The following is a 21,286-nucleotide window of genomic DNA, read 5'->3' as shown; positions in this document are numbered from 1 at the left end:
TTTGCTTGAAATATGCAAGTTCTGCTTTGTGCAGTTCTTTAAGGGGGAAAAGCTATGTTTAATTTGGGCTTTCCTGAGCTCATCCTCATTCTCATCATTGCGCTCGTGGTATTCGGTCCGGGCAAATTGCCCGAGATCGGCCGTGCCGTTGGCAAGGGTCTCAGCGAGTTCAAAAAGGCGACGAACAATCTGATGTCCGACGTGAATAAGCCGATCGAAAGCGCCGCGCCGCCGAGTGTGCAGCAGCCGCCGATGCAGACGATTGCCGAACCACCGGCGGGGCAGCAGCCGCTTGCACCCGAGCCGGTGAATGGGGCGCAGACGACTGCCGCAGAAGGCGATGCAGCGAAGAAGCAGGAAAGCGAGGGGAGATAGAAAATGCTGAGCCTTTATGAGCTTGGAGCCATTCTCCTCGTTGCACTCATCATTTTCGGCCCGCGCAAACTGCCTGAGATCGGCAAGGCGCTCGGCAGGAGCGTGAAGGAGTTCAAGGAAGGCAAGGACGAGGGCGAAAAGAGCACCGTCGACGTCACGCCCGAGTCGTCGACGCTTGCTAAAAAAGATGAGAAGAGCGAAAAATGACGTACGAAAAGCATGAGCAGCCGCAAGGCTTGAACGATGGACAGGCAGGGTACGAGCCGCCGATGCAGCAGCCGCCCGAGTCGCCGATGCAGCAGCTGTCTGAGCCGCGAGAGCAAGCGGGGCAGCAGGCGCCGGAAGAGCGCAGGGACGGCAGCATGTCCATCATCGCGCATCTCGAAGAACTGCGGAAGCGGCTGATCTATTCGATTGCTGCCGTCGCCGTCGGAAGCGGCGTCGCCTACTTCTACATCGACGAGATCATGCGCTGCTTGACGGCGCCTGCGGGAAAACTCTACTACATGCAGCCGGCAGAGGCGTTCTTCACCTATCTGAAGATTGCGGTCTTTGGCGGCTTTTTGCTCGCTCTGCCTGTCATTTTTTACGAGATTTGGCGCTTCATCCTGCCGGCCTTGACCGTGCGCGAGAGAAAGGCGCTGCTCCTCATCGTGCCGCTTTCCGTCGTGCTCTTCGTCGTCGGCATCGCCTTTTCCTTCACCCTTGTATTGCCCGCCGCCATCCGCTTCTTCATAGGCTTCGGCACGGACAATCTGGAGCCGCTTTTTTCCTTAGGAAAGTATCTTGACTTTGTGCTGGCGTTCATCCTGCCGTTTGGCTGCATCTTTGAATTGCCGCTTATCATCGTGGTTCTCGCGAAGCTCGGATTCGTCGGCTCTGCCTTTCTCTGGAAGCAGCAGCGCATCGTGGTGTTTTTGTCTTTCGTCATCGGCGCTGTCATTTCCCCGACACCCGATGTTTTTTCTCAGACGATGATCGCCGTGCCCATGATCCTCCTCTATGAGATCAGCTACGTCATCGTTCGTTTTATTTTGCGCAAATAAGGAGGAATATTCGTGGCTTTCAAGGATTTACGCGAGTTTATCGAGGAACTGGAATCGCGCGGGCTTTTGCGCCGCATCAAGACGGAGGTTGACGCCGAACTCGAAATCACCGAGATCACCGACCGTGTTTCCAAGATGGAGGGCGAGAAGAACGTCGCGCTGCTCTTCGAGAACGTCAAGGGCTACGACATGCCCGTGCTCATGAACGCTTTCGGCAGCATGGAACGCATGAGCATCGCTCTGGGTGTCGAGAGTCTTGACGAGATCGCCGATGATCTGCGCGATTTCATGCGTCTGCCGAAGATCTCGCTCGCGAACAAGATGGATCTCGTCACGCTCATTCCGAAGATGCGCAAGGCGGTGAACTTCCCCAAGTACGTTAAGAAAGCGCCGTGCCAGGAAGTCGTAGAAATGGATAATCCGTCGCTCGACATCCTGCCGATCTTGAAGTGCTGGCCCGAGGACGGCGGGCCCTTCATCACGCTGCCGCTCGTCTTTACGAAGAATCCCGAGACGGGAAAGCGCAACGTCGGCATGTACCGTCTGCAAAAATACGACAAGAATACGACGGGTATGCACTGGCATATTCATAAAAACGGCGCGGAGAACTTCCGCGCGGCGAAAGAGCAGGGCAAGGACCGCATCGAGGTCGCCGTTGCCATCGGCACGGATCCCGTCCTCACGTATGCCGCGACGGCGCCCCTGCCGCGCGACATCGACGAGATGGTTTTCGCGGGCTTCCTGCGCCACAAGTCGGTCGAGCTTGTCAAGTGCAAGACGGTCGACATCGAGGTGCCTGCGACGAGCGAGATCGTCTTGGAGGGCTATGTGCTGGAAAGCGAACGCCGCCGCGAAGGGCCGTTCGGCGATCACACGGGCTATTATTCTCTGGCGGACGATTACCCCGTGTTTCACATCACCTGCATCACGCACCGCAAGAATCCGATCTATCCGGCGACGATCGTCGGCAAGCCGCCGATGGAGGACTGCTTCCTCGCGAAGGCGACGGAGCGCATCTTCCTGCCTCTTTTGCAGCAGATGGTGCCCGAGATCGTCGACATCAATATGCCGCTCGAAGGCGTGTTCCACGACTGCTGCGTCGTCTCCATCAAGAAGACGTACCCGATGCAGGCGCGCCGCGTCATGCATGCGATCTGGGGCATGGGGCAGATGATGTTCTGCAAGATGATCATCGTCGTCGACGCGCATGTGAACGTGCAGGATATGAAGGAAGTCTGGTGGCGCGTCTTCAACAACATCGACGCGAAGTACGACCTTGAGATGGTCGAAGGACCTCTCGACGTGCTCGATCACTCCTCGCCGATGGCGAAGTGGGGCACGAAACTCGGCATCGATGCGACGAAGTCGTGGCCGGAAGAGGGGCATACGCGCGAATGGCCGGACGAGATCGTCATGACGGACGAGGTCAAGGCGCGTGTCGATGCGAAGTGGAGGGAACTCGGACTTGGCTAAACTCGGTGCGCACATCAACAACATCGCGCTCCATCATATCGTCTTCGCCCTGCCGTTTGCTTACATGAGCGCATTTCTGGCGGCGGGAGGGATGCCGCCCGTGATGGATCTCGTCTGGATCACGGTCGCCATCGCGGGCGCGAGGAGCGCGGCGCTCGCCTTGGACAACCTCGCCGACTTGAAGTACGACAAGAAGCAGCCGCGGCTCGCCTCACGCGCCATGGTGCGCGGCGACTTGAAGCCGCGCGAGGCGAAGCTCTCGATCGTTTTTTATCTCATCGTCTGTATCTTGGCGGTGGCGCAGCTCAGACCGATTTGTCTTTGGCTTCTGCCCGTCGCCGTCGTGCCGTTCTTGATCTATCCGTATACGAAGCGCTTCACATTCCTGTGTCACTTGGTGCTGGGAATCGCCATCGCCATGGCGCCGGCGGGCAGCTGGGTCGCGGTGGCGGGAGAGCTTCCTCTGCCCGCCGTCGTTCTCTGCGTCGCCGTGGCGCTCTGGATCGGCGCGTTCGATGCCGTCTACGGCTCGCAGGATGAGGCGTTCGACCGCTCGGAGGGGCTTCACTCGCTGGCAACGCAGTTCACGGCGCACGGTGCGCTCGTCATCTGTCGCTTCGTGCACGCCGCGAGCATCGCGTGCTTCTATGGCCTCGGCATCCTCATGGAACTGCAGTGGCCGTACTTCATCGGTGTCGGCGTCGCGGCAGGAACGCTCGTCTACCAGCACCGCATCGTGAGTGCTGACGACTACAGCCGCGTCACGCAGCGCTACTTCATGCGCAACGGCATCGTTTCTATCGCCATGCTCATCTTTACCGTGGCGAGCTTGTACGTTTGATGGGGGAGTGAAATATGACAGCCCGATTGCTCGAAGGCAAGGTCTTTGCCCAAAAGATCAAGGACGAGGCGCGGGAGGCGGCGCTGGCTTTGCGCACCGTACTCGGCAGGATGCCGGGGCTTGCCGTCGTCATCGTCGGCGAAGATCCGGCGTCTGAGGTTTATGTGCGCAACAAGGAGCGCGCGTGCGAGGCGCTCGGTTTTTTTTCCGCTCTGATCGCCTTGCCCGAAACGACGACGAAGGAGGATCTTCTCGCCGAGATCGACCGGCTCAATGCGAGTCGCCGCATCGACGGCATCCTCGTGCAGCTTCCTCTGCCCGCGCACCTCGCGAAGAGCGCGGCAGAGATCATCGAGCGCATCGACCCGAAAAAGGACGTCGACGGTTTCCATCCGATCAATATCGGTCGCCTCGTGGCGGGGGAAACCGCGCTCGTGCCGTGCACGCCTGCAGGCTGCATGAAGATGCTCAAGCTCGCGGGGATTCCTGTCGCGGGCAAACGCGCCTGCGTCATCGGCAGGAGCAATATCGTGGGCAAGCCGATCAGCCATCTCTTGCTTGCAGAGAATGCGACGGTCACGGTCTGTCACTCGCGCACGGAAGATCTCGCCGCTGTCGCACGCGAGGCGGACATCCTCGTCGCTGCCGTCGGCAAGCCGCGCTTCGTGACGGCGGATATGGTGAAGCCCGGCGCGACGGTCATCGACGTCGGCATCAACCGTATCGCCGAGAAGAAGCTTGTCGGCGACGTCGATTTTGACGCCGTGAAGGAAGTCGCGGGTGCGATCACGCCCGTGCCCGGCGGTGTCGGACTCCTGACCATCGCCACGCTCATGGCGAACACGGTGCAGGCGGCGAAGATGCGAGTGGAAAAGTAAGGAGGAGCAGCCATGAAATCTGATGTGGAAATCGCACAGGCGGCGAAGATGAAGCCGATCGAGGAGATTGCTTCGAAGATCGGCCTTGCGCCCGATGATTTGGAGCTTTACGGCAAATACAAGGCGAAGGTTACGCTTGACGCCTGGCAGCGCGTCAAGGACAGGTCGAACGGCAAGCTCATCCTCTGCACGGCGATCAATCCGACGCCGGCGGGTGAGGGCAAGACGACGACGAGCGTCGGGCTGGCCGATGCGCTTTCTCGCCGAGGCCGCAAGGCGGCGGCGGCGCTTCGTGAGCCGTCGATGGGGCCGTGCTTCGGCATGAAGGGCGGCGCGGCGGGCGGCGGCTATGCGCAGGTCGTGCCGATGGAGGACATCAACCTGCATTTCACGGGAGACTTTCACGCCATCACGACGGCGCACAACCTCCTCGCTGCCATCATCGACAACCATATCCAGCAGGGCAACGCACTCGACCTCGACGTGCGCCGCATCACATGGAAGCGCGTCCTCGACCTCAACGACCGCGCACTGCGCCACGTCGTCATCGGCATGGGCGGCAAGGCGCACGGCGTGCCGCGTGAGACGGGTTTCGACATCACGGTGGCGTCGGAGATGATGGCGATCCTCTGTCTCTCGCGCGACCTCATGGACATGAAGGAGCGTCTCGGACGCATCGTCATCGGTTACACGCGCTCGGGCAGAGCTGTGCGTGCCGACGAGCTCGGCGCGACGGGCGCACTGACGCTGCTCTTCAAGGACGCGATCAAGCCGAATCTCGTGCAGACGCTCGAAGGCACGCCCGTCTTCATCCACGGCGGTCCTTTTGCCAACATCGCGCACGGCTGCAACAGCATCATGGCGACGAAGTTCGCGTTGAAGTTCGCCGACGTCGTCGTGACGGAGGCGGGGTTCGGTGCCGACCTCGGTGCGGAGAAGTTCCTCGACATTAAGTGCCGCTTTGCGGGGATTTCACCCGACGCCGTCGTCATCGTCGCGACGGTGCGTGCGCTCAAGATGCACGGCGGACTCCCCAAGAAGGAATTGGAGAGGGTTGACATGACGGCACTCAAAAAGGGCATGGCGAATCTCGCCAAGCACATCGAGAACGTGCAGAAGTTCGGTTTGCCCGCTGTCGTCGCCGTCAACGCCTTCCCGACCGATACGTCCGAAGAGCTTGATTTCGTGCGCCGCGAGTGCGAGGCGCTCGGCGCCGAGGTCGCTCTGTCCGAAGTTTGGGCGAAGGGCGGCGAGGGCGGCGAGGCGCTTGCCGAGAAGGTCGAGGCGGCGCTTCAAAAGAAGGCGGACTTTCGCTATATCTACGATGAGAAGGAGACGATTCCTGAAAAAATCGGCAAGATCGCGCGTGAGATTTACGGCGCGGCAGGCGTCGACTTCACGAAGGAAGCGCAAAGAGAGCTTGAGGAATTGGAAACGCTGGGCTTCGACAAGATGCCCGTGTGCATGGCGAAGACGCAGTATTCGCTTTCCGACGATGCCGCGCTTCTCGGCAGGCCCGAGGGCTTTCGCATCACGGTGCGAGAGCTTCGCCTCGCGGCGGGCGCGGGTTTCGTCGTCGCCCTGACGGGCAGCATCCTCACGATGCCGGGGCTTCCCAAGCATCCGGCGGCGATGGATATGGACATCACGGAAGACGGCAGAATCACGGGATTGTTCTGAGGAAGCAAGGCGCTTGGAGCACAAGGGAAGGTCATGCGAATGAAAACGATGGCTGAGCCGCAAATTCGTTGGACGGTGCGCGAGGAAAAAATCTTCGCTCAGCTTCGAGATCTGGCAAAGCGCTATGATGTAGGAAAACTGGTGCTTTTTGGCTCACGGGCGCGCAGGTTGCAAGCGGAGAAAAGTGATGTAGATATCGCTGTCTATGATTGTGCCGATTTTCGTGATTTCGCGTTCGATGTGGAGGAGAAAGTGGACACGCTGCTGACGTTTGACATCGTCAACATGAATGAATCGCCGTCGGCGGAGCTTGTCGCAGAGATTTTGCGCGATGGGGTGATCTTGTATGAAAAAGTATAAAGAATTTTCCCGTCATCTGCATGTATTGGCGCAGGCTCCGTTGCAGGATTTGGAGAATGAGTTCATCATCAGCGGCATCATCGACAAGTTTTTCATTCAGTTTGAACTTGGCTGGAAGGTGCTGAAAGAGCTTCTGCGTTACGAGGGAAAGGCGACTGCCGCTTCGGGGTCGCCAAGGGAGATTATCAAGGCGGCATACCGCTGCTTTGATTTTCTTGAGGAAGACGTGTGGCTCGACATGCTGCGCACGCGCAACGATTTGACGCATATCTATGACAGTGCGCGTGCAAGGGCTTTGGTGACGGAGATTTTGACCCGCTTCATTCCGGCATTCGAGACGATGGATGAGGCTGTGCGAGAAGCGTATCCTTTAGAGTTGAGCAGGTGATTGATATGAGCAAAGTATCGCTTGAACTTGTGCCGCGCGATGAAGCGGCGCTGCGTGAAGAACTCGCGCAGACGAAAAAATATGAGGGAAAGATCGATCTCATCAACGTCCCCGACCTCCTGCGGCTTCCTGTGCGCAGTTGGGAGGGCGCGGCGATTGCGGGCGAGACTTTCCCCGCTGTGCCGCACATCCGCGCCATGGACATCGACATCACGAAGCCGCTGCCCATGGCGGACTACCTGCGCGAACATGCGATTCGAGAAGTCCTCGTCATCGAGGGAGATGCGCCGCAGAACATGGCGCACACCGTCTATCCGACGGAGAGCATCGACGTCATACGGAAGTTCCGCGAGGAAATGCCCGAGATTCGAGTCTTTGCGGGCATCGACCAGTATCGCGGCAGCATGAGGCAGGAAGATTACCGCATCCGCCGCAAACTGCAGGCGGGCGCTGTCGGCTTCTTCACACAGCCATTTTTCGATCGCCGCTTCCTCGCGATGTATGCGGACATGCTCGAAGGCATCGAGGTTTACTGGGGGCTCTCGCCCGTGACCTCGCAGCGCTCTGAGAGCTATTGGGAGACGAAGAATCAGGTCGTGTTCCCGAAGGACTTCGAACCGACGCTTGCATGGAGCATCGCGTTCGCGCGCGATGTTTTGGCAGAAGCGCGGGCAAAGGGCGAACACGTCTATCTCATGCCGATTCGCACGGGGATTGACGAGTATTTGGGCGGCATATTTGCCGAAGGATAAAGGGCGTGTCAGAAATCTGATTCTTTGTTTTTTTAATGCAGAGGAGGGGCATTGGAATGTACAGAATCTTAAAGAAGCAAGAGTTGTCACCGGGCATCCTTGAGTACGATATCGAGGCGCCCCGCGTGGCGAAGAAGGCTCTGCCGGGGCAGTTCATCGTCCTGCGCGTCAATGAGGAAGGCGAGCGTGTACCGCTGACGATCGCCGACTTCGATCGTGAAAAGGGAATCGTCACGATCCTCTTCCAGGTCGTTGGCGCATCGACTGGGCTTCTCGCCTCTCTCCAGGAGGGCGATTCTATTCTTGACTTCGTCGGCCCTCTGGGGCAGCCGTCGGAGCTTTCCAATCACATGGGAACCGTCGTTTTCGTTGGCGGCGGCATCGGCGTCGCGCCCGTCTATCCGATCGCACGCGCGGCGCATGAGCTTGGCAACAAGGTCATCTCGATTCTCGGTGCGAAGACGAAGGACATCCTCATCTTTGAAGAGCGCATGAGGGCGATTTCCGACGAGGTTCTGATCACGACGGACGACGGCTCCTACGGCATCAAGGGGTTCGTCACGAACGCCATCGAAGAACTCGTGAAGCGCGGCGAGAAGATCGACCAGGTCACGGCGATCGGCCCGGGCGTCATGATGAAGAGCGTCGCCGAAGCCACGCGGCCCTACGGCATCAAGACCATCGTGAGCCTCAATCCCATCATGGTTGACGGTACGGGCATGTGCGGCGGCTGTCGCGTGCAGGTGGGCGAGGAGACGAAGTTCGCCTGCGTCGACGGCCCTGAGTTCGACGGTCATCTCGTCGATTTCCACGGATTGATGGCGCGCGGCAGGATGTACCGCACGCAGGAAGCGAAGGAGAAGGATCACATCTGCAACATCGGCTTGGGGAGGAATTGACATGGCGTTGGTGCTGGAAAAACATAAGATGCCTGAGCAAGACCCGAAGGTTCGCGCCCACAACTTTGAAGAAGTGGCGTTGGGCTACGATGAGGAAACGGCGATCGCCGAGGCTGAGCGCTGTCTCAACTGCAAGGTGCCGCAGTGCCGCAAGGGCTGTCCTGTGTCCGTGCGCATCCCCGAGTTTATCCAGAAGATCAAGGCGCACGATTTTGCGGCGGCGATCGACATCATCAAGGGCGACAATGCGCTGCCCGCCGTCTGCGGCCGCGTCTGTCCGCAGGAGAACCAGTGCGAGAAGCTCTGTATCCTCGGCAAGCGCGGCGAGCCTGTCGGCATCGGCAGACTTGAGCGCTTCGCGGCGGATTGGCAGCTCGCGCAGGAAGAAGAGGTCAAGCCCGTCGAGTTCGCCCCGGACGCGCAGAAGGTCGCAATCATCGGCGCAGGTCCTGCGGGACTTTCGTGCGCCGGCGATCTCGCGAAAAAGGGCTACCGCGTGACGATCTTTGAGGCGCTGCATGTCGCGGGCGGCGTGCTCTCCTACGGCATTCCCGAGTTCCGCCTGCCGAAGGACGGCGTCGTGCAGAAGGAAGTCGAAAACCTCAGAAAGCTTGGCGTGACGATCGAGCTGAATTCCGTCGTCGGCAGGCTCTATACGATCGACGAACTCATGGAAGAAGAGGGATTCGACGCCGTCTTCGTCGGCACGGGCGCGGGCTTGCCGCATTTCATGAACATTCCCGGCGAAAACCTCAACGGCGTCTATTCCGCCAACGAGTTCCTGACACGCTGCAACCTCATGAAGGCATACCGTTTCCCCGATTTTGCGACGCCGATTCACGTCGGCAGGGGCGTTGCCGTCGTCGGCGGCGGCAACGTCGCCATGGACGCGGCGCGCACGGCGCTGCGGCTCGGCGCGGAGAAAGTCTACATCGTCTACCGCCGCAGCGAGGAAGAACTGCCCGCAAGGCGCGAGGAAGTGCACCATGCGAAGGAAGAGGGCATCGACTTCCGCTTGCTGAACAATCCCGTCGAAATCTTGGGCAACGAAGACGGCTGGGTCAATGCGATCCGCTGCATCAAGATGGAACTTGGCGAGCCGGACGATTCGGGACGCCGTCGTCCCGTGCCCATCGAAGGCTCGGAGTTCGAGCTTCCCGTCGATACGGTCATCATGTCCATCGGCACGGGGCCGAATCCCATCGTCGCGACGACGACGCCCGGCATGGATACGACGAAGCGCGGCAACATCGTCGCTGACGAGGAGACGGGCGCTACGACGAAGGAAGGCGTATTCGCGGGCGGCGACATCGTGACGGGCGCGGCGACCGTCATCCTGGCGATGGGCGCGGGCAAGAAGGCGGCCGCCGCCATCGACGAGTATCTGCAGAAGAAAAAGAACGCCTGAGCTTCGAAGAAGACCGAAGCGGCAGGCGTGTTCGGGGGACGCGGGAAGGGAGCGTCCCTCGGCGTGTGTACGGCGCGGCAGTGCCGCAGAAAGTGTTTTGCGAGGTGATCGCCATGATGAACTATATCGCGATTGATTTTGAAACGGCGACGGGCAGCATGAACTCCGCCTGCAGTGTGGCTACCGTAGAGGTGCGGGACGGACAGCTAAAGGAAGGGTGGACGACGCTCATTCAGCCGCCCGGACTTCGCTTCGACAGCTTCAACATCGGCATCCACGGCATAAGCCCTAAGGATGTGGCAGATGCGCCGACCTTCGCCGAGGTCTGGGAAGAGCTGAAGGAGCGCCTTGCTGGCAAGATCGTCGTCGCGCACAATGCGTCCTTCGACATGGGCGTGCTCAAGGCATCGCTCCTTGCCAATCGCCTGCAGGCACCAGATTTTCGCACATGCTGCACCGTGCGTATCGCACGCAAGGTCTGGCCTGCTCTTGACGATCACAAACTCAACACCGTAGGCGCACACCTCAATATCAACTTCCGCCATCACCGCGCCTTGGACGATGCCAGAACGTGCGCCGCCATCCCGCTTTTTGCAGGAATGGAAACGGGCACCGATGACATAGAAGAGCTTGCGCAGAAAATCGGCGTAGGGATCGGCCATTTCGGCGTGTGAGATAAGGAATAAAAGAGGCAGCAACCGACCCTTTGTGAGTCGGTGCTGCCTCTTTTGATATGTGTTTGAAGTTTTTTCTTTGGTTTCAATAGTGCCCTTTGCAGGCTTTTACGATGATATTATCGCCTTCGACGGTGTATACGAGACGATTTTGTTCGTCGATGCGTCTGCTGAAATCGCCGCCGAGGTGCTTCAGCACTTCAGGCTTGCCAAGTCCGTTCAAGACGCCGTCGCGGTCGATGCTCTGCAGAAGTTGATTGATTTTTTTCAGCGTACGCTTGTCTTGCGTTTGCCAATAGAGATATTGTGCAAATGCGGGTTCTGTAAAGGTGATATTACTCATGTTCCATGGCCTTAAGCTCAGCAAACGTCTTCGTGATCGTGCGGCCTTCGCGAAGCGCTTGGTTGCTTTCTTCAAGCATCTTGAGGTAGGCGGTTCTTTCTCGCTGGTGAAGTTCGGCAATCAATTTGTTGATGCAGCTGTCAATCGTGATCTTGTTCGATCGTGCATAATCTTCCAGTATGCGGGCATTGGCATCATCAATCTGTATGGCAAGCGTGGTCATGGAAATCAAGCTCCTTTCCAGAGAATCTTTCGTTTTCTTGAGTATATCATTCTCCATTTCCTTGCGTCAAGCCGAGCGAGAAGCGCGATTCTTCCATGCTCCCTGCCTGAAATAAGGCGATGATTTGCGCCTTCTGCTTGACTTCATGGACGTTCACGGCGAACTACACGCACAAACGTCCACTTTGTGGACATAGTGCGCCGCCCTTACCAGAAACCTAGCCAATCAGCCTGCACCCTTTGGGTTTGACTTCTTGGGGTTTCGTGGTAAACTACACGCACAAACGTCCACTTTGTGGACATAGTGCGCCGCCCTTACCAGAAACCTAGCCAATCAGCCTGCACCCTTTGGGTTTGACTTCTTGGGGTTTCGTGGTAGAATGAAAAGACCTTGAGGGGGATGATGTGGAAGCAGTCATCAAGGAAGCGCTGAATTTATCAACGCTTCCTCAAATACCTCTCCCACTTGAAGATTGAAAAGAGGCTATAAAAATGGAAAGACAGAAGAGAGTCTTGGCGATTCATGATATTTCGGGCGTGGGGAAGTGCTCGCTGACGGTAGCTCTGCCGATCATATCGGCGGCGGGCGTCGAGTGCTCGGTGCTGCCGACGGCGGTCTTGTCGACGCATACGGGCGGCTTCACGGGCTTCACCTATCGTGACCTGACCGAGGACATCTCGCCGATGGTCGCGCATTGGCAGTCGCTTCGTCTGAAATTCGACGGCATCTACACGGGCTTTCTCGGCTCTTTCGAGCAGATCAAGCTCGTCGGCGATGCTTTCTCCGCCTTGGCGGACAAGGATACGTTGCTCGTCGTCGACCCTGTGATGGCGGACGGCGGCAAGCTTTATTCCATTTTCGACGAGACATTCCCGCCGGCGATGAAGGGGCTTTGCTCCAAGGCGGACATCATTCTGCCCAACATGACGGAGGCGGCGTTCATGCTCGGCGAGGACTACGCGGAAGGTCCCTACACGCGCGAGTATGTGGAAGGTTTGCTGCGCCGCTTGGCGAAGGCGATTCCCGTCAAGCATATCGTGCTGACGGGCGTCTATTTTGACGACAAGGAACTTGGCGCGGCGGTTTATGATGCGGCGGCGGACGATGTTTGCTATGTCCTCGGCAAGAACATTCCGGGCAGTTACCACGGCACGGGCGATGTGTTCGGCAGCGCCTTCGTCGGCGCGGCGGTCGGCGGCAAGCCGATCGCGGAGGCCGCACGCATCGCCGTCGACTATACAGTGGAGTGCATCGCCTGGACGAAGGAGGCGGGCACGGACATCCGCTACGGCGTCAACTTCGAGCGCTACCTCGGAGACTACAGCAGGAAACTTGGTCTTTGAGGCCGGATATATGCCGGAACGCGCATGTCGAAGGCTTGCAAGGGCGAGGGAACTGTGCTATAATGCCAGAGAAGTTTTAAGGAAACGCTGATAAAATGAAGTTGCCCAGATTTGCACAGATACGCTGTTCCTGTCAAGGAGACAAACCGCAGGCGTAGCAGTGGCTACGTCGAGGATTTGGCGACGACGACAGGGCAGTGTAGATGTGTGAAGATGGGTAGCTGAATTTATCAGTGATTCCTTAAGGAATTCCGCAGCTACGACGCCGATTTCTCCGACGACGCCGTGGCTGCAGGAGAAAAGAAAGACGCTTAGGAGGGCTTATTCATGCTGACACAGGAAGCAAAGCAGAAGATCATCGAGGAAAATGCCGTACACGAAGGCGACACGGGTTCGCCCGAGGTGCAGATCGCGCTCTTGACGGCGCGTATCGTCTACCTCACGGAGCATCTGAAAGAGCACAAGAAGGATCACCATTCGAGACGCGGCCTTTTGAAGATGGTCGGTCATCGCAGGAGGCTTCTGAGCTACCTCTACAACAGTGACATCGAGCGCTATCGCGCGATTATCGCAAAACTGAACTTGAGGAAGTAAGAGAGAGGCGGGGATTTTTCCCCGCCTTTTTTTGCATGTGGCAAGGATAATGCGTTTTTTTGTCGAATAAGGTCATGAATCAAAGAGTGAAAATTTAGGAGGAACTCAAATGCAGAGTTTTGAAATGCAGGTTGGAGGCCGTCCGCTGATCATCGAGCAGGGAAAGATGGCGAAGCAGGCGAACGGCTCCGTTCTTGTCCGTTACGGCGATACGGCGGTGCTCGTCGCGGCGACTGCGTCGGCAGAGCCGCGCGAGGGCATCGACTTCTTTCCGCTGACGGTTGACTTCGAAGAAAAGATGTACGCTGCCGGCAAGATTCCGGGCGGCTTCATCAAGCGCGAAGGCCGCCCGAGCGAATCGGCGATTCTTTGCAGCCGTCTCATCGACCGTCCGATCCGCCCGCTGTTTCCCGAGGGTTTCCGCAACGATGTGCAGATCATCGCGACGGTGCTCTGCGTCGACCAGGACAATGCTCCCGAGATCGCAGGCATGATCGGCGCTTCGTGCGCTCTTTGCATCTCGGACATCCCGTTTGCCGGACCAATCGCAGGCGTCAAGGTCGGCCGCGTCGACGGCGAACTCGTCATCAATCCGACGGAGGCGCAGCGTGCAGTTTCCGACTTGAATCTGACGGTTGCCGGCTCGCACGACGCCGTCATGATGGTCGAGGCGGGAGCGAATGAGCTTCCCGAGGAAGTCATCCTCGAAGCGATCCTCTTCGGGCACAAGGAGATTCAGCGCATCGTCGAGTTCCAGCAGGAGATCGCCGCTGCCTGCGGCAAGGAGAAGCGCGAAGTCAAGCTCTTCCTCGCGCCGGAAGAACTCGATCGGGCGATTCGCGACTACGCTTCTTCGCGTCTCGACGAAGCTGTGCGCAATCCCGACAAGCTCGACCGCGACGAGCATATCGCCGCCATCGGCGCGGAGGTTCTGGAGCATTTCCTTGCGGACTATCCCGAGAACGCCAAGGAGATCGCCGCTGTCACGCACAAGATCGTCAAGGAGAGCGTGCGCCGCATGATCACGCACGAGAAGATCCGTCCCGACGGGCGTGCGCTCGATGAGGTGCGCCCCGTGAGCTGCGAGGTCGGCCTTTTGCCGCGCACGCACGGCTCGGGGCTTTTCACGCGCGGGCAGACGCAGGTACTCACGATCACGACGCTCGGCTCTGTCGGCGACGAGCAGATCATCGACGGTCTTGGTCCCGAGCAGTCGAAGCACTACATTCATCAGTACAACTTCCCCGGCTACAGCGTCGGTGAGGCGCGTCCCGCACGCGGTCCCGGCAGGCGCGAGATCGGTCACGGCGCTCTGGCGGAGCGTGCGCTCCTGCCCATGATTCCCTCACTTGATGAGTTCCCCTATACGATCCGCCTCGTGTCGGAGGTCTTGGAGTCGAACGGCTCAAGCTCCATGGGCAGCGTCTGCGGCAGCACGCTCTCTCTGATGAACGCGGGCGTTCCGATCAAGCGTCCCGTGTCGGGCGTCGCCATGGGACTCGTCAAGGACGGCGACCACTATACGATCCTGACGGACATCCAGGGCATGGAGGACGCGCTCGGCGATATGGACTTCAAGGTCGCGGGCACGGAGAAGGGCGTGACGGCGATCCAGATGGACATCAAGATTGCCGGCATCACGCGCGACATTCTCCTTTCGGCGCTCTCGCAGGCGAAGCGCGGCCGCGCCTTCATCTTAGAGAAGATGCTCGCCGTCATCGACAAGCCGGCGGCCGATCTCTCGCCCTATGCGCCGCGCGTCACGGTCATGAAGATCCATGTCGACAAGATCCGCGAGGTCATCGGCTCGGGCGGCAAGACGATCAAGAAGATCATTGACGAGACGGGTGCGCAGATCGACATCCAGGAGGACGGTACGATCTTCATCGCGGCGGCGGACGGCGAGGGCGCAAAGAAGGCGCAGCAGATCATCGAGGATATCGTGCGCGATGTGGAGGTCGGCGCTGTTTACAAGGGCAAGGTCACGCGCATCATGAACTTCGGCGCCTTCGTTGAGATCCTGCCGGGCAAGGAGGGGCTTTGTCACATCTCCCAGCTTGCACGCCATCGTGTCGCTCAGGTCGAGGACGTCGTGCATGAAGGCGATGAGCTTGAAGTCAAGGTCGTCGAGATCGACAAGCAGGGACGTGTGAACCTCTCGCACAAGGTTCTTCTCTGAGTATAGGAATCGAAGACTCGCGCTGCTTGCTGCGGCGCGAGTCTTTTGTTGAGACTCATTTCCTATTCTTGCACCGCGTGCTTTTCGTGCTTATTGTCTTTTCTCTTCCATAACGGTATAATGGAATGGGAAGTTTTATTGGGAAGCTTTCGGAAAGGATGAATTTCGATGATAGGCGATCTTCTGCGCAGGGAACGCGAGAGGCAGAATTTATCGATCAAGGATATTGAAAAGGCTACGAGCATACGCGCTTTATATATAGATGCAATCGAGAAAGGCGAATACAAGACATTGCCCGGTGAGGTCTATGCGAAGGGCTTTGTCCGCAATTATGCAAACTATTTGAAGCTTAATGCCAACGAGATTGTAAACGCTTTCAATGAAGAGATGCATCCGCAGGAAGAGATGCAAGCGGCGGGGTCTTCTTCTGTGGAAGAAGCAAGACAGGAGCAGTCTACAGAAAGGAACAGGGAGGAATACCGAGGGCCGAAGATCACCTCGCTTGAAAGTTATCCGATGGAGAAGAGCTCCCATGGCGTTCGCAAGGCTCTGATGGTGGCGGTGGCCGTCTTCGTCGTTGCCTTCGCGGCGCTCATCGCCTTCGGCGGGGACGAAGAGCCGAGCGCTCCCGCGCCGCGTGCAAAGACGCAGACGCAGCAGGGGCAGAAGCCGGGACAGAAGCAGACGGAGGCCGCGCCGAAGGCGGCGGCTGACGGTGTAGAGGTGAAGCTCAGTTTCACCGATCGCTGCTGGACGGAAGTTGTCGTTGACGGCAAGACGGAGTTCGAGGGGACGGCTGAAAAGGGCAAGGTCTTGACGCTCAAGGGCAAGGACAAGGTGCGCATCACGGCGGGCAATGCCGGAGCGCTCAACTATTCTCTGAATGGCAAGGACATGGGCGCGATCGGGCAGAAGGGTGAAGTGGTGGAGAAGACCTTTACCAAAGAGAATACGGCGAAGTGATCGATGGTTGGAAGCGTGAAGGGTTTTTTGCCGATGAGCCGGGCGGACATGGAGGCAAGAGGTTGGGACGAGCTTGATTTCATCTTCGTTTCGGGCGACGCCTATGTCGACCATCCGGGCTTCGGCACTGCGATCATCTGCCGCGTGCTCGAAGCGCACGGCTATCGCGTCGGCATCATCGCCCAGCCCGATTGGCACAGTGCAAAAGATTTTCGACGTTTAGGCAAGCCTCGGCTTGCCTTTCTTGTATCGAGCGGCAATCTCGATTCCGTTCTCGCACGCTTCACGGCGGCGAAGAAACTGCGCCGGCAGGACGCCTATTCACCTGGCGGACGCATGAATTGCAGGCCTGAGCGCGCTGTCAGCGTCTATGTGAAGCGGCTGCGTGAGGCTTGGGGTGAGATTCCCGTCATCATCGGCGGCATCGAGGCGAGCCTGCGCCGCATGGCGCATTACGACTATTGGCGCGATGAGGTGCGCCCGTCCATCCTCTTAGAGAGCGGCGCAGACCTCTTGATCTACGGCATGGGAGAGAAGCAGATCGTCGAGATCGCCGCCGAACTTCATGCGGGCGTCGCGATCGAGAACGTGCAGGATGTGCGCGGTACCTGCTACCGCGTACCGAACCGCGACTATGTATGGGACTATGTGGAACTGCCGCCCTATGAGAAGGTCGCGAAGGACAAGGCGCAGTTTGCCGACGCCTTCCGCGTCGAATATCTGGAGCAGGACCCCCTGCGCGGGCGCAGGCTCATCCAGCAGAACGAAGAGATCTGCGTCGTGCAGAATCCTCCGGCGCTGCCCTTGACGACGGAAGAGATGGATGAGATCTACGAACTGCCGTATCGCTATACATGGCATCCCGTATACGACAAGGCGGGCGGCGTGCCCGCCATCGCCGAGGTCAAGTTCAGCCTCGTCAGCCAGAGGGGCTGCTTCGGCGGCTGTCATTTCTGCGCCATCGTGTCGCATCAGGGGCGCATCATCCAGCATAGGAGCAAGGAGTCCCTGCTGCGCGAGGCGAAGCGGCTCATCGCCCTGCCCGATTTCAAGGGCTATATTCACGATGTCGGCGGGCCGACGGCGAACTTCTATGAGCCGTCGTGCAGCGCCCAGCTTGTGCGCGGGACATGCCGCGGCAAGGCGTGTCTTTCGCCCTTGTGCGAGAACCTGCGAGCCGATCACAGAGAATACTTGGCTATCCTAGAGAGCCTTCGCACGCTGCCCGGCGTGAAGAAGGTCTTCATCCGCTCGGGCATTCGCTTCGACTACTTGCAGCAGGCGCACGATGATTTTCTGGAAGTGCTGTGCCGCCATCACATCAGCGGACAGCTGCGCATCGCGCCCGAGCATGTATCGAGGCGCGTCACGCGACTCATGGGAAAGCCCGGAAAATCCGTATACCTGCGCTTCGTCAAGGCGTTCGAGGAAATGAACCGAAAGCTCGGCAAGAAGCAGTACCTCGTGCCGTACTTCATGTCAAGCCACCCGGGCGCGCACCTCGAAGATGCCGTCGAGCTTGCGGAGTTCATCCATGAGCGCGGCTACCATCCAGAGCAGGTGCAGGACTTCATCCCGACGCCCGGCACGCTTTCGACCTGCATGTACCACACGGGAATCAATCCTCTGACAGGCGAGAAGGTCTATACGGCGAAAAAGGCGGAGGAGAAGAGGATGCAGCGCGCGCTTCTGCAATATTGGCTGCCCGAGAACGACGCCATCGTGCGCAAGGCGCTGCATCTGGCGGGCAGGAGCGACCTCATTGGCTATGGGAAGAAGTGTCTGCTGCGTCCGAAGCGGCGCGAGACGGTAGAAAAAACGAGAAGAAAACGAAGGAAAGAGAAGGGGATATAGATGCGTTGCCCATTTTGCAAAGAGGAGGACAGCCGCGTCGTCGACTCGCGTGCAGCTGACGACGGCAATACCATTCGCCGCCGCAGGGAGTGCACATCGTGCGGCAAGCGCTTTACGACATACGAGACAGTGGAGAAGATTCCGCTGATGGTTATTAAAAATGACGGCAGGCGCGTCGTCTTCGACCGCAACAAGCTGCTGAACGGCCTCATACGCTCGTGCGACAAGCGCGACATTCCGACAGAGCGCATCGTCGCCCTGGCGGATGAGATCGAAAAGGAGCTTCGCAACACGATGGATCGCGAGGTCTACACGCGCGACATCGGCGAACTCGTGATGGAGAAGCTCAAGAACTTCGATGAGGTCGCCTACATCCGCTTCGCCTCGGTTTACCGCAAGTTTGCCGACATCAGCGGCTTCCGCGAGGAGTTGGAAGCGCTGCTCAGGGAGAAGAACCCGTCTTGAGCTGGAAGATCAAGCGGCGGCTGCGCGAGCAGTTGGAACGCGAGCACGGCTATTTTTCGTTTCCGACGGGCACGCGGCGCGCCTTCGCGCTCGTATACCCTAATTCCTACTTCGTCGGCATGTCGAACCTCGGGCTGCACATCATCTACGACCTCTTGAACCGACGTCCCGACACGGCGTGCGAGCGCTTCTTCCTGCCGAGCGACGAGGAACAGCGCGAGCATGAGCGTACGGGCACGCCGCTTCTGAGCCTGGAGAACCAGCAGCCGCTCCATCGCTTCTCTTTGATCGGCTTTGCCGTCTCCTTCGAGATGGACTACTTCAACCTGCTGCGCATCCTGCAGCTCGGCAAGGTCAAACTTCTGGCGGCGGAGCGCGGCGAGCAGGACGCCATCGTCCTCGCGGGCGGGCCTTGCGCCACGTTCAATCCCGAGCCGTTGAGTCTCTTCGTCGACGCCTTCGTCATCGGCGAGGGCGAGGTCGTCATGCCGGCTCTGATGGACGCATACGACGACGCCGTGCGGCAGGGTCTTTCGCGTGCCGAGCTTCTGCGCGCCCTCTCGAAGGTCGAGGGCGTCTACGTGCCCTCGCTCTACGCGCACGACTACGATGAGTCGGGCCGCCTGTGCGCCATTCGCCCTGCGGCGGGCGCTCCTTCGCGCGTCACGCGCCAATGGGTGCGCGATCTCGATGATTTTCCCGCGCACACCGTCGTCGTCACCGACGATACGGAATTCAACCTTTACCTCATCGAGACGGCACGCGGCTGCGGCAGGCACTGTCGCTTCTGCATGGCGGGCTACTGCTTTCGACAGCCGCGCAACCGCTCGCTGAAGGTCTTGGAAAAGGAAGTCCAAGAGGCGAAGAAGTACGAAAAGCGCATCGGACTCATGGGAGCCGCCATCTCGGACTATCCCGAGATCGACGCTTTGTGCCGCGACATTCTGGCAGAAAATCTCGGCATGTCCGTCGCCTCCTTCCGCGCCGATTCCGTGACCGAGGAGCTTGTCGCGTCCCTTTCGAGGAGCGGTCTGCGCACGATCACGCTCGCCCCCGAGGCGGGAAGCGTGCGCATGAGGAAGATCATCAACAAGGGCATCGAGGAGGAGCATCTGCACCATACGGTCGATCTTGCTCTGCAGGCGGGCATCCGCCAGTTCCGTCTCTACTTGATGATCGGCCTGCCCTACGAGGAGGAAGAGGACATCAAGGCCATCGTCGATATGACCGTGCGCCTGCATGAGCACATCCGGGCGAAGAAGGAGCATGCGCAGATCACCTTGAGCATCAATCCGTTCATCCCCAAGCCATTCACGCCCTTTCAGTGGCTGCCTATGGCGGACGAGAAATGGGTCAAGGATGCGATGAAGACGATCCGCAAGGGGCTGGCGTCCTACAGGAGCATCCGCATCATCGCCGAATCGCCCAAGAGCGCCTATGTGCAGGGCGTGCTCGCGCGCGGCGACCGCCGCGTCGCTCGCGCCCTGCACCGCGCCTTCCTCGCGGGCGGCGCGAAATCGTTCAAGCGCGCGCTGAAGGAAGAGGGGCTTTCCTTTGCGGACTTTCTGCAGGTGCGGCACGCAGAAGATGCGGTATTCCCGTGGGATGCGCTCGACATGGGATTTCCCAAGCAATACCTCTACCGCGAGCTGCAGAGAGCGGCGGCGCTGCAATATACGAAACCTTGCTTTTCGGGATGCACACGCTGCGGCGTTTGTGATACAATGGAGGAGAGACATGTTTCAGCTCAGACATAGCGGCGGCCTTTGGCGCGGCTCGTTCTCGCTCTTTCCCGAGGAGGGGTTGGCGCACGGCATTTCCACGCGCTTGGGCGGCGTATCAAAGCCGCCGTTTGTCGCATTGAACATGGCGCTCCACGTCGGCGACTGCGCCGCGGACGTCTTGGAGAATCGCCGTCTCTTTGCCGAGGCTCTGGGGCTTGACGCTGCGCGGATCGTCACGCCGCGCCAGGTGCACGGCGATGAAGTGCGCCTTGTCCGCGCCAGCGATGCGGGCATGGGCGCGAGCCGCTATGACGAGTCCGTGCCTGCCTGCGACGCCTTGATGACGGCGGAGTCGGGACTGCCCTTGCTGCTGTGCTTCGCCGACTGCGTGCCGCTCCTCTTCTTCGACCCTGTGCGCTGCGTCATTGCTGCCGCTCATGCGGGCTGGAAGGGGACGGTTGCCGAGATCGGGCGAAAGACCGTGCAGCGCATGGGCGAGACGTTCGGCTCGCGCCCGCAGGACATCCTCGCGGGCATCGGCCCTTCCATCGGCGCGTGCTGCTTCGAGGTCGGCGAGGAGGTCGCGGCAGCTTTTCGCGCGGCATTTCCTGAAGCGCCTGGACTTCTTTCGCACTCGCCCGAGGGGAAGTGGACGATCGACTTGTGGGTGGCCAACCGCCTGCAGCTCGAAGCGGCGGGACTCCTTCCCGCGCACATCGACAGTGCTGACGTATGCACGAAGTGCAATGCCGGACTCTTTTTTTCCTATCGCGAAGAGCACGGGACGACGGGACGCTTCGCCGCGTGGATCGCTTTGAAGTAGT

Annotated in this window: 23 protein-coding genes and 1 pseudogene; 22 read left to right on the top strand and 2 right to left on the bottom strand. The window is 59.2% G+C overall.

What is annotated here, in order from left to right; all coding sequences use genetic code 11:
• Positions 1 to 54: 54 nt before the first annotated feature.
• The 13 genes from tatA to QZ177_RS02985 all read left to right on the top strand — a co-directional run bounded on the left by tatA (position 55) and on the right by QZ177_RS02985 (position 10,774).
• A complete protein-coding gene (gene tatA / locus QZ177_RS03045; protein WP_009645664.1) occupies positions 55 to 375 on the top strand; it encodes a twin-arginine translocase TatA/TatE family subunit in 321 nt (106 codons plus the stop codon).
• Between the two features lie 3 nt (positions 376 to 378).
• Positions 379 to 582, top strand: coding sequence for a twin-arginine translocase TatA/TatE family subunit (locus tag QZ177_RS03040; RefSeq protein ID WP_009645737.1), 204 nt, complete (start codon positions 379 to 381; stop codon positions 580 to 582).
• Complete coding sequence (tatC, locus tag QZ177_RS03035) at positions 579 to 1,421, top strand: twin-arginine translocase subunit TatC (protein WP_294175486.1); 843 nt, start codon at positions 579 to 581, stop codon at positions 1,419 to 1,421. Before QZ177_RS03040 ends, tatC begins: the two co-directional genes overlap by 4 nt.
• Before the next feature lie 12 nt (positions 1,422 to 1,433).
• Positions 1,434 to 2,894 (top strand): menaquinone biosynthesis decarboxylase, encoded by a 1,461-nt coding sequence (locus tag QZ177_RS03030; protein WP_009645724.1) that lies wholly within the window; start codon positions 1,434 to 1,436, stop codon positions 2,892 to 2,894.
• A complete protein-coding gene (locus QZ177_RS03025; protein WP_294175485.1) occupies positions 2,887 to 3,735 on the top strand; it encodes a 4-hydroxybenzoate octaprenyltransferase in 849 nt (282 codons plus the stop codon). Before QZ177_RS03030 ends, QZ177_RS03025 begins: the two co-directional genes overlap by 8 nt.
• 14 nt (positions 3,736 to 3,749) lie before the next feature.
• Positions 3,750 to 4,613, top strand: a complete 864-nt coding sequence (gene folD, locus QZ177_RS03020) for a bifunctional methylenetetrahydrofolate dehydrogenase/methenyltetrahydrofolate cyclohydrolase FolD (protein WP_294175484.1) — start codon at positions 3,750 to 3,752, stop codon at positions 4,611 to 4,613.
• Between the two features lie 12 nt (positions 4,614 to 4,625).
• Positions 4,626 to 6,293, top strand: a complete 1,668-nt coding sequence (locus QZ177_RS03015) for a formate--tetrahydrofolate ligase (protein WP_294175483.1) — start codon at positions 4,626 to 4,628, stop codon at positions 6,291 to 6,293.
• A 48-nt stretch (positions 6,294 to 6,341) separates the two neighbouring features.
• Positions 6,342 to 6,653 (top strand): nucleotidyltransferase domain-containing protein, encoded by a 312-nt coding sequence (locus tag QZ177_RS03010; protein ID WP_294175482.1) that lies wholly within the window; start codon positions 6,342 to 6,344, stop codon positions 6,651 to 6,653.
• A complete protein-coding gene (locus tag QZ177_RS03005) occupies positions 6,640 to 7,041 on the top strand; it encodes an HI0074 family nucleotidyltransferase substrate-binding subunit (RefSeq protein WP_006192932.1) in 402 nt (133 codons plus the stop codon). Before QZ177_RS03010 ends, QZ177_RS03005 begins: the two co-directional genes overlap by 14 nt.
• A gap of 5 nt (positions 7,042 to 7,046) precedes the next feature.
• Entirely contained in the window at positions 7,047 to 7,793 is a 747-nt protein-coding gene (locus QZ177_RS03000) for a methylenetetrahydrofolate reductase (RefSeq protein WP_006192933.1), read from the top strand.
• 56 nt (positions 7,794 to 7,849) lie between these two features.
• Entirely contained in the window at positions 7,850 to 8,692 is an 843-nt protein-coding gene (locus QZ177_RS02995; protein WP_294175481.1) for a sulfide/dihydroorotate dehydrogenase-like FAD/NAD-binding protein, read from the top strand.
• Between the two features lies 1 nt (position 8,693).
• Positions 8,694 to 10,100: an NADPH-dependent glutamate synthase gene (gltA, locus tag QZ177_RS02990; RefSeq protein ID WP_294175480.1), complete on the top strand. Its 1,407-nt coding sequence runs from the start codon at positions 8,694 to 8,696 to the stop codon at positions 10,098 to 10,100.
• 113 nt (positions 10,101 to 10,213) lie between these two features.
• Positions 10,214 to 10,774 (top strand): 3'-5' exonuclease, encoded by a 561-nt coding sequence (locus QZ177_RS02985; protein ID WP_294175479.1) that lies wholly within the window; start codon positions 10,214 to 10,216, stop codon positions 10,772 to 10,774.
• 85 nt (positions 10,775 to 10,859) lie between these two features.
• Here the strand turns inward: QZ177_RS02985 and QZ177_RS02980 are convergent, their stop codons facing one another.
• Together QZ177_RS02980 and QZ177_RS02975 are read right to left on the bottom strand one after the other, a co-directional pair.
• A complete protein-coding gene (locus QZ177_RS02980) occupies positions 10,860 to 11,117 on the bottom strand; it encodes a Txe/YoeB family addiction module toxin (RefSeq protein ID WP_009645629.1) in 258 nt (85 codons plus the stop codon).
• The gene (locus tag QZ177_RS02975) at positions 11,110 to 11,340 is read right to left on the bottom strand and encodes a hypothetical protein (RefSeq protein ID WP_264919271.1); all 231 of its coding nucleotides are present in this window, start codon (positions 11,338 to 11,340) and stop codon (positions 11,110 to 11,112) included. Before QZ177_RS02975 ends, QZ177_RS02980 begins: the two co-directional genes overlap by 8 nt.
• 491 nt (positions 11,341 to 11,831) lie before the next feature.
• Here QZ177_RS02975 and QZ177_RS02970 point away from each other — a divergent pair, with 491 nt between their 5' ends.
• The 9 genes and pseudogenes from QZ177_RS02970 (at position 11,832) to pgeF (ending at position 21,285) form a co-directional block, all read left to right on the top strand.
• Positions 11,832 to 12,683 (top strand): pyridoxamine kinase, encoded by an 852-nt coding sequence (locus QZ177_RS02970; protein WP_294175478.1) that lies wholly within the window; start codon positions 11,832 to 11,834, stop codon positions 12,681 to 12,683.
• A 95-nt stretch (positions 12,684 to 12,778) separates the two neighbouring features.
• Positions 12,779 to 12,928 (top strand): annotated as a pseudogene (locus tag QZ177_RS02965) (secretion protein HlyD).
• An 82-nt stretch (positions 12,929 to 13,010) separates the two neighbouring features.
• Positions 13,011 to 13,277: a 30S ribosomal protein S15 gene (gene rpsO / locus QZ177_RS02960; protein WP_006192940.1), complete on the top strand. Its 267-nt coding sequence runs from the start codon at positions 13,011 to 13,013 to the stop codon at positions 13,275 to 13,277.
• 109 nt (positions 13,278 to 13,386) lie between these two features.
• The gene (locus QZ177_RS02955) at positions 13,387 to 15,456 is read left to right on the top strand and encodes a polyribonucleotide nucleotidyltransferase (protein ID WP_294175477.1); all 2,070 of its coding nucleotides are present in this window, start codon (positions 13,387 to 13,389) and stop codon (positions 15,454 to 15,456) included.
• Between the two features lie 168 nt (positions 15,457 to 15,624).
• Positions 15,625 to 16,419 carry a RodZ domain-containing protein gene (locus QZ177_RS02950; RefSeq protein WP_294175476.1) on the top strand — a complete coding sequence of 265 codons (795 nt, stop codon included), beginning with the start codon at positions 15,625 to 15,627 and terminating at the stop codon, positions 16,417 to 16,419.
• Between the two features lie 3 nt (positions 16,420 to 16,422).
• A complete protein-coding gene (locus tag QZ177_RS02945; protein ID WP_294175475.1) occupies positions 16,423 to 18,273 on the top strand; it encodes a YgiQ family radical SAM protein in 1,851 nt (616 codons plus the stop codon).
• Positions 18,274 to 18,738, top strand: a complete 465-nt coding sequence (nrdR, locus tag QZ177_RS02940; protein WP_009645711.1) for a transcriptional regulator NrdR — start codon at positions 18,274 to 18,276, stop codon at positions 18,736 to 18,738.
• A complete protein-coding gene (locus QZ177_RS02935) occupies positions 18,735 to 20,495 on the top strand; it encodes a TIGR03960 family B12-binding radical SAM protein (RefSeq protein WP_294175474.1) in 1,761 nt (586 codons plus the stop codon). Before nrdR ends, QZ177_RS02935 begins: the two co-directional genes overlap by 4 nt.
• Positions 20,476 to 21,285, top strand: coding sequence for a peptidoglycan editing factor PgeF (pgeF, locus tag QZ177_RS02930; protein ID WP_294175473.1), 810 nt, complete (start codon positions 20,476 to 20,478; stop codon positions 21,283 to 21,285). Before QZ177_RS02935 ends, pgeF begins: the two co-directional genes overlap by 20 nt.
• The last annotated feature ends 1 nt before the right edge of the window (position 21,286 follow it).

Source organism: uncultured Selenomonas sp. (genome assembly GCA_905372355.1).
In the GTDB taxonomy this organism is placed as follows: domain Bacteria; phylum Bacillota; class Negativicutes; order Selenomonadales; family Selenomonadaceae; genus Selenomonas.
The sequence above is the reverse complement of the archived record's forward strand: the minus strand, read 5'-3'. Positions and strand labels throughout refer to the sequence as shown.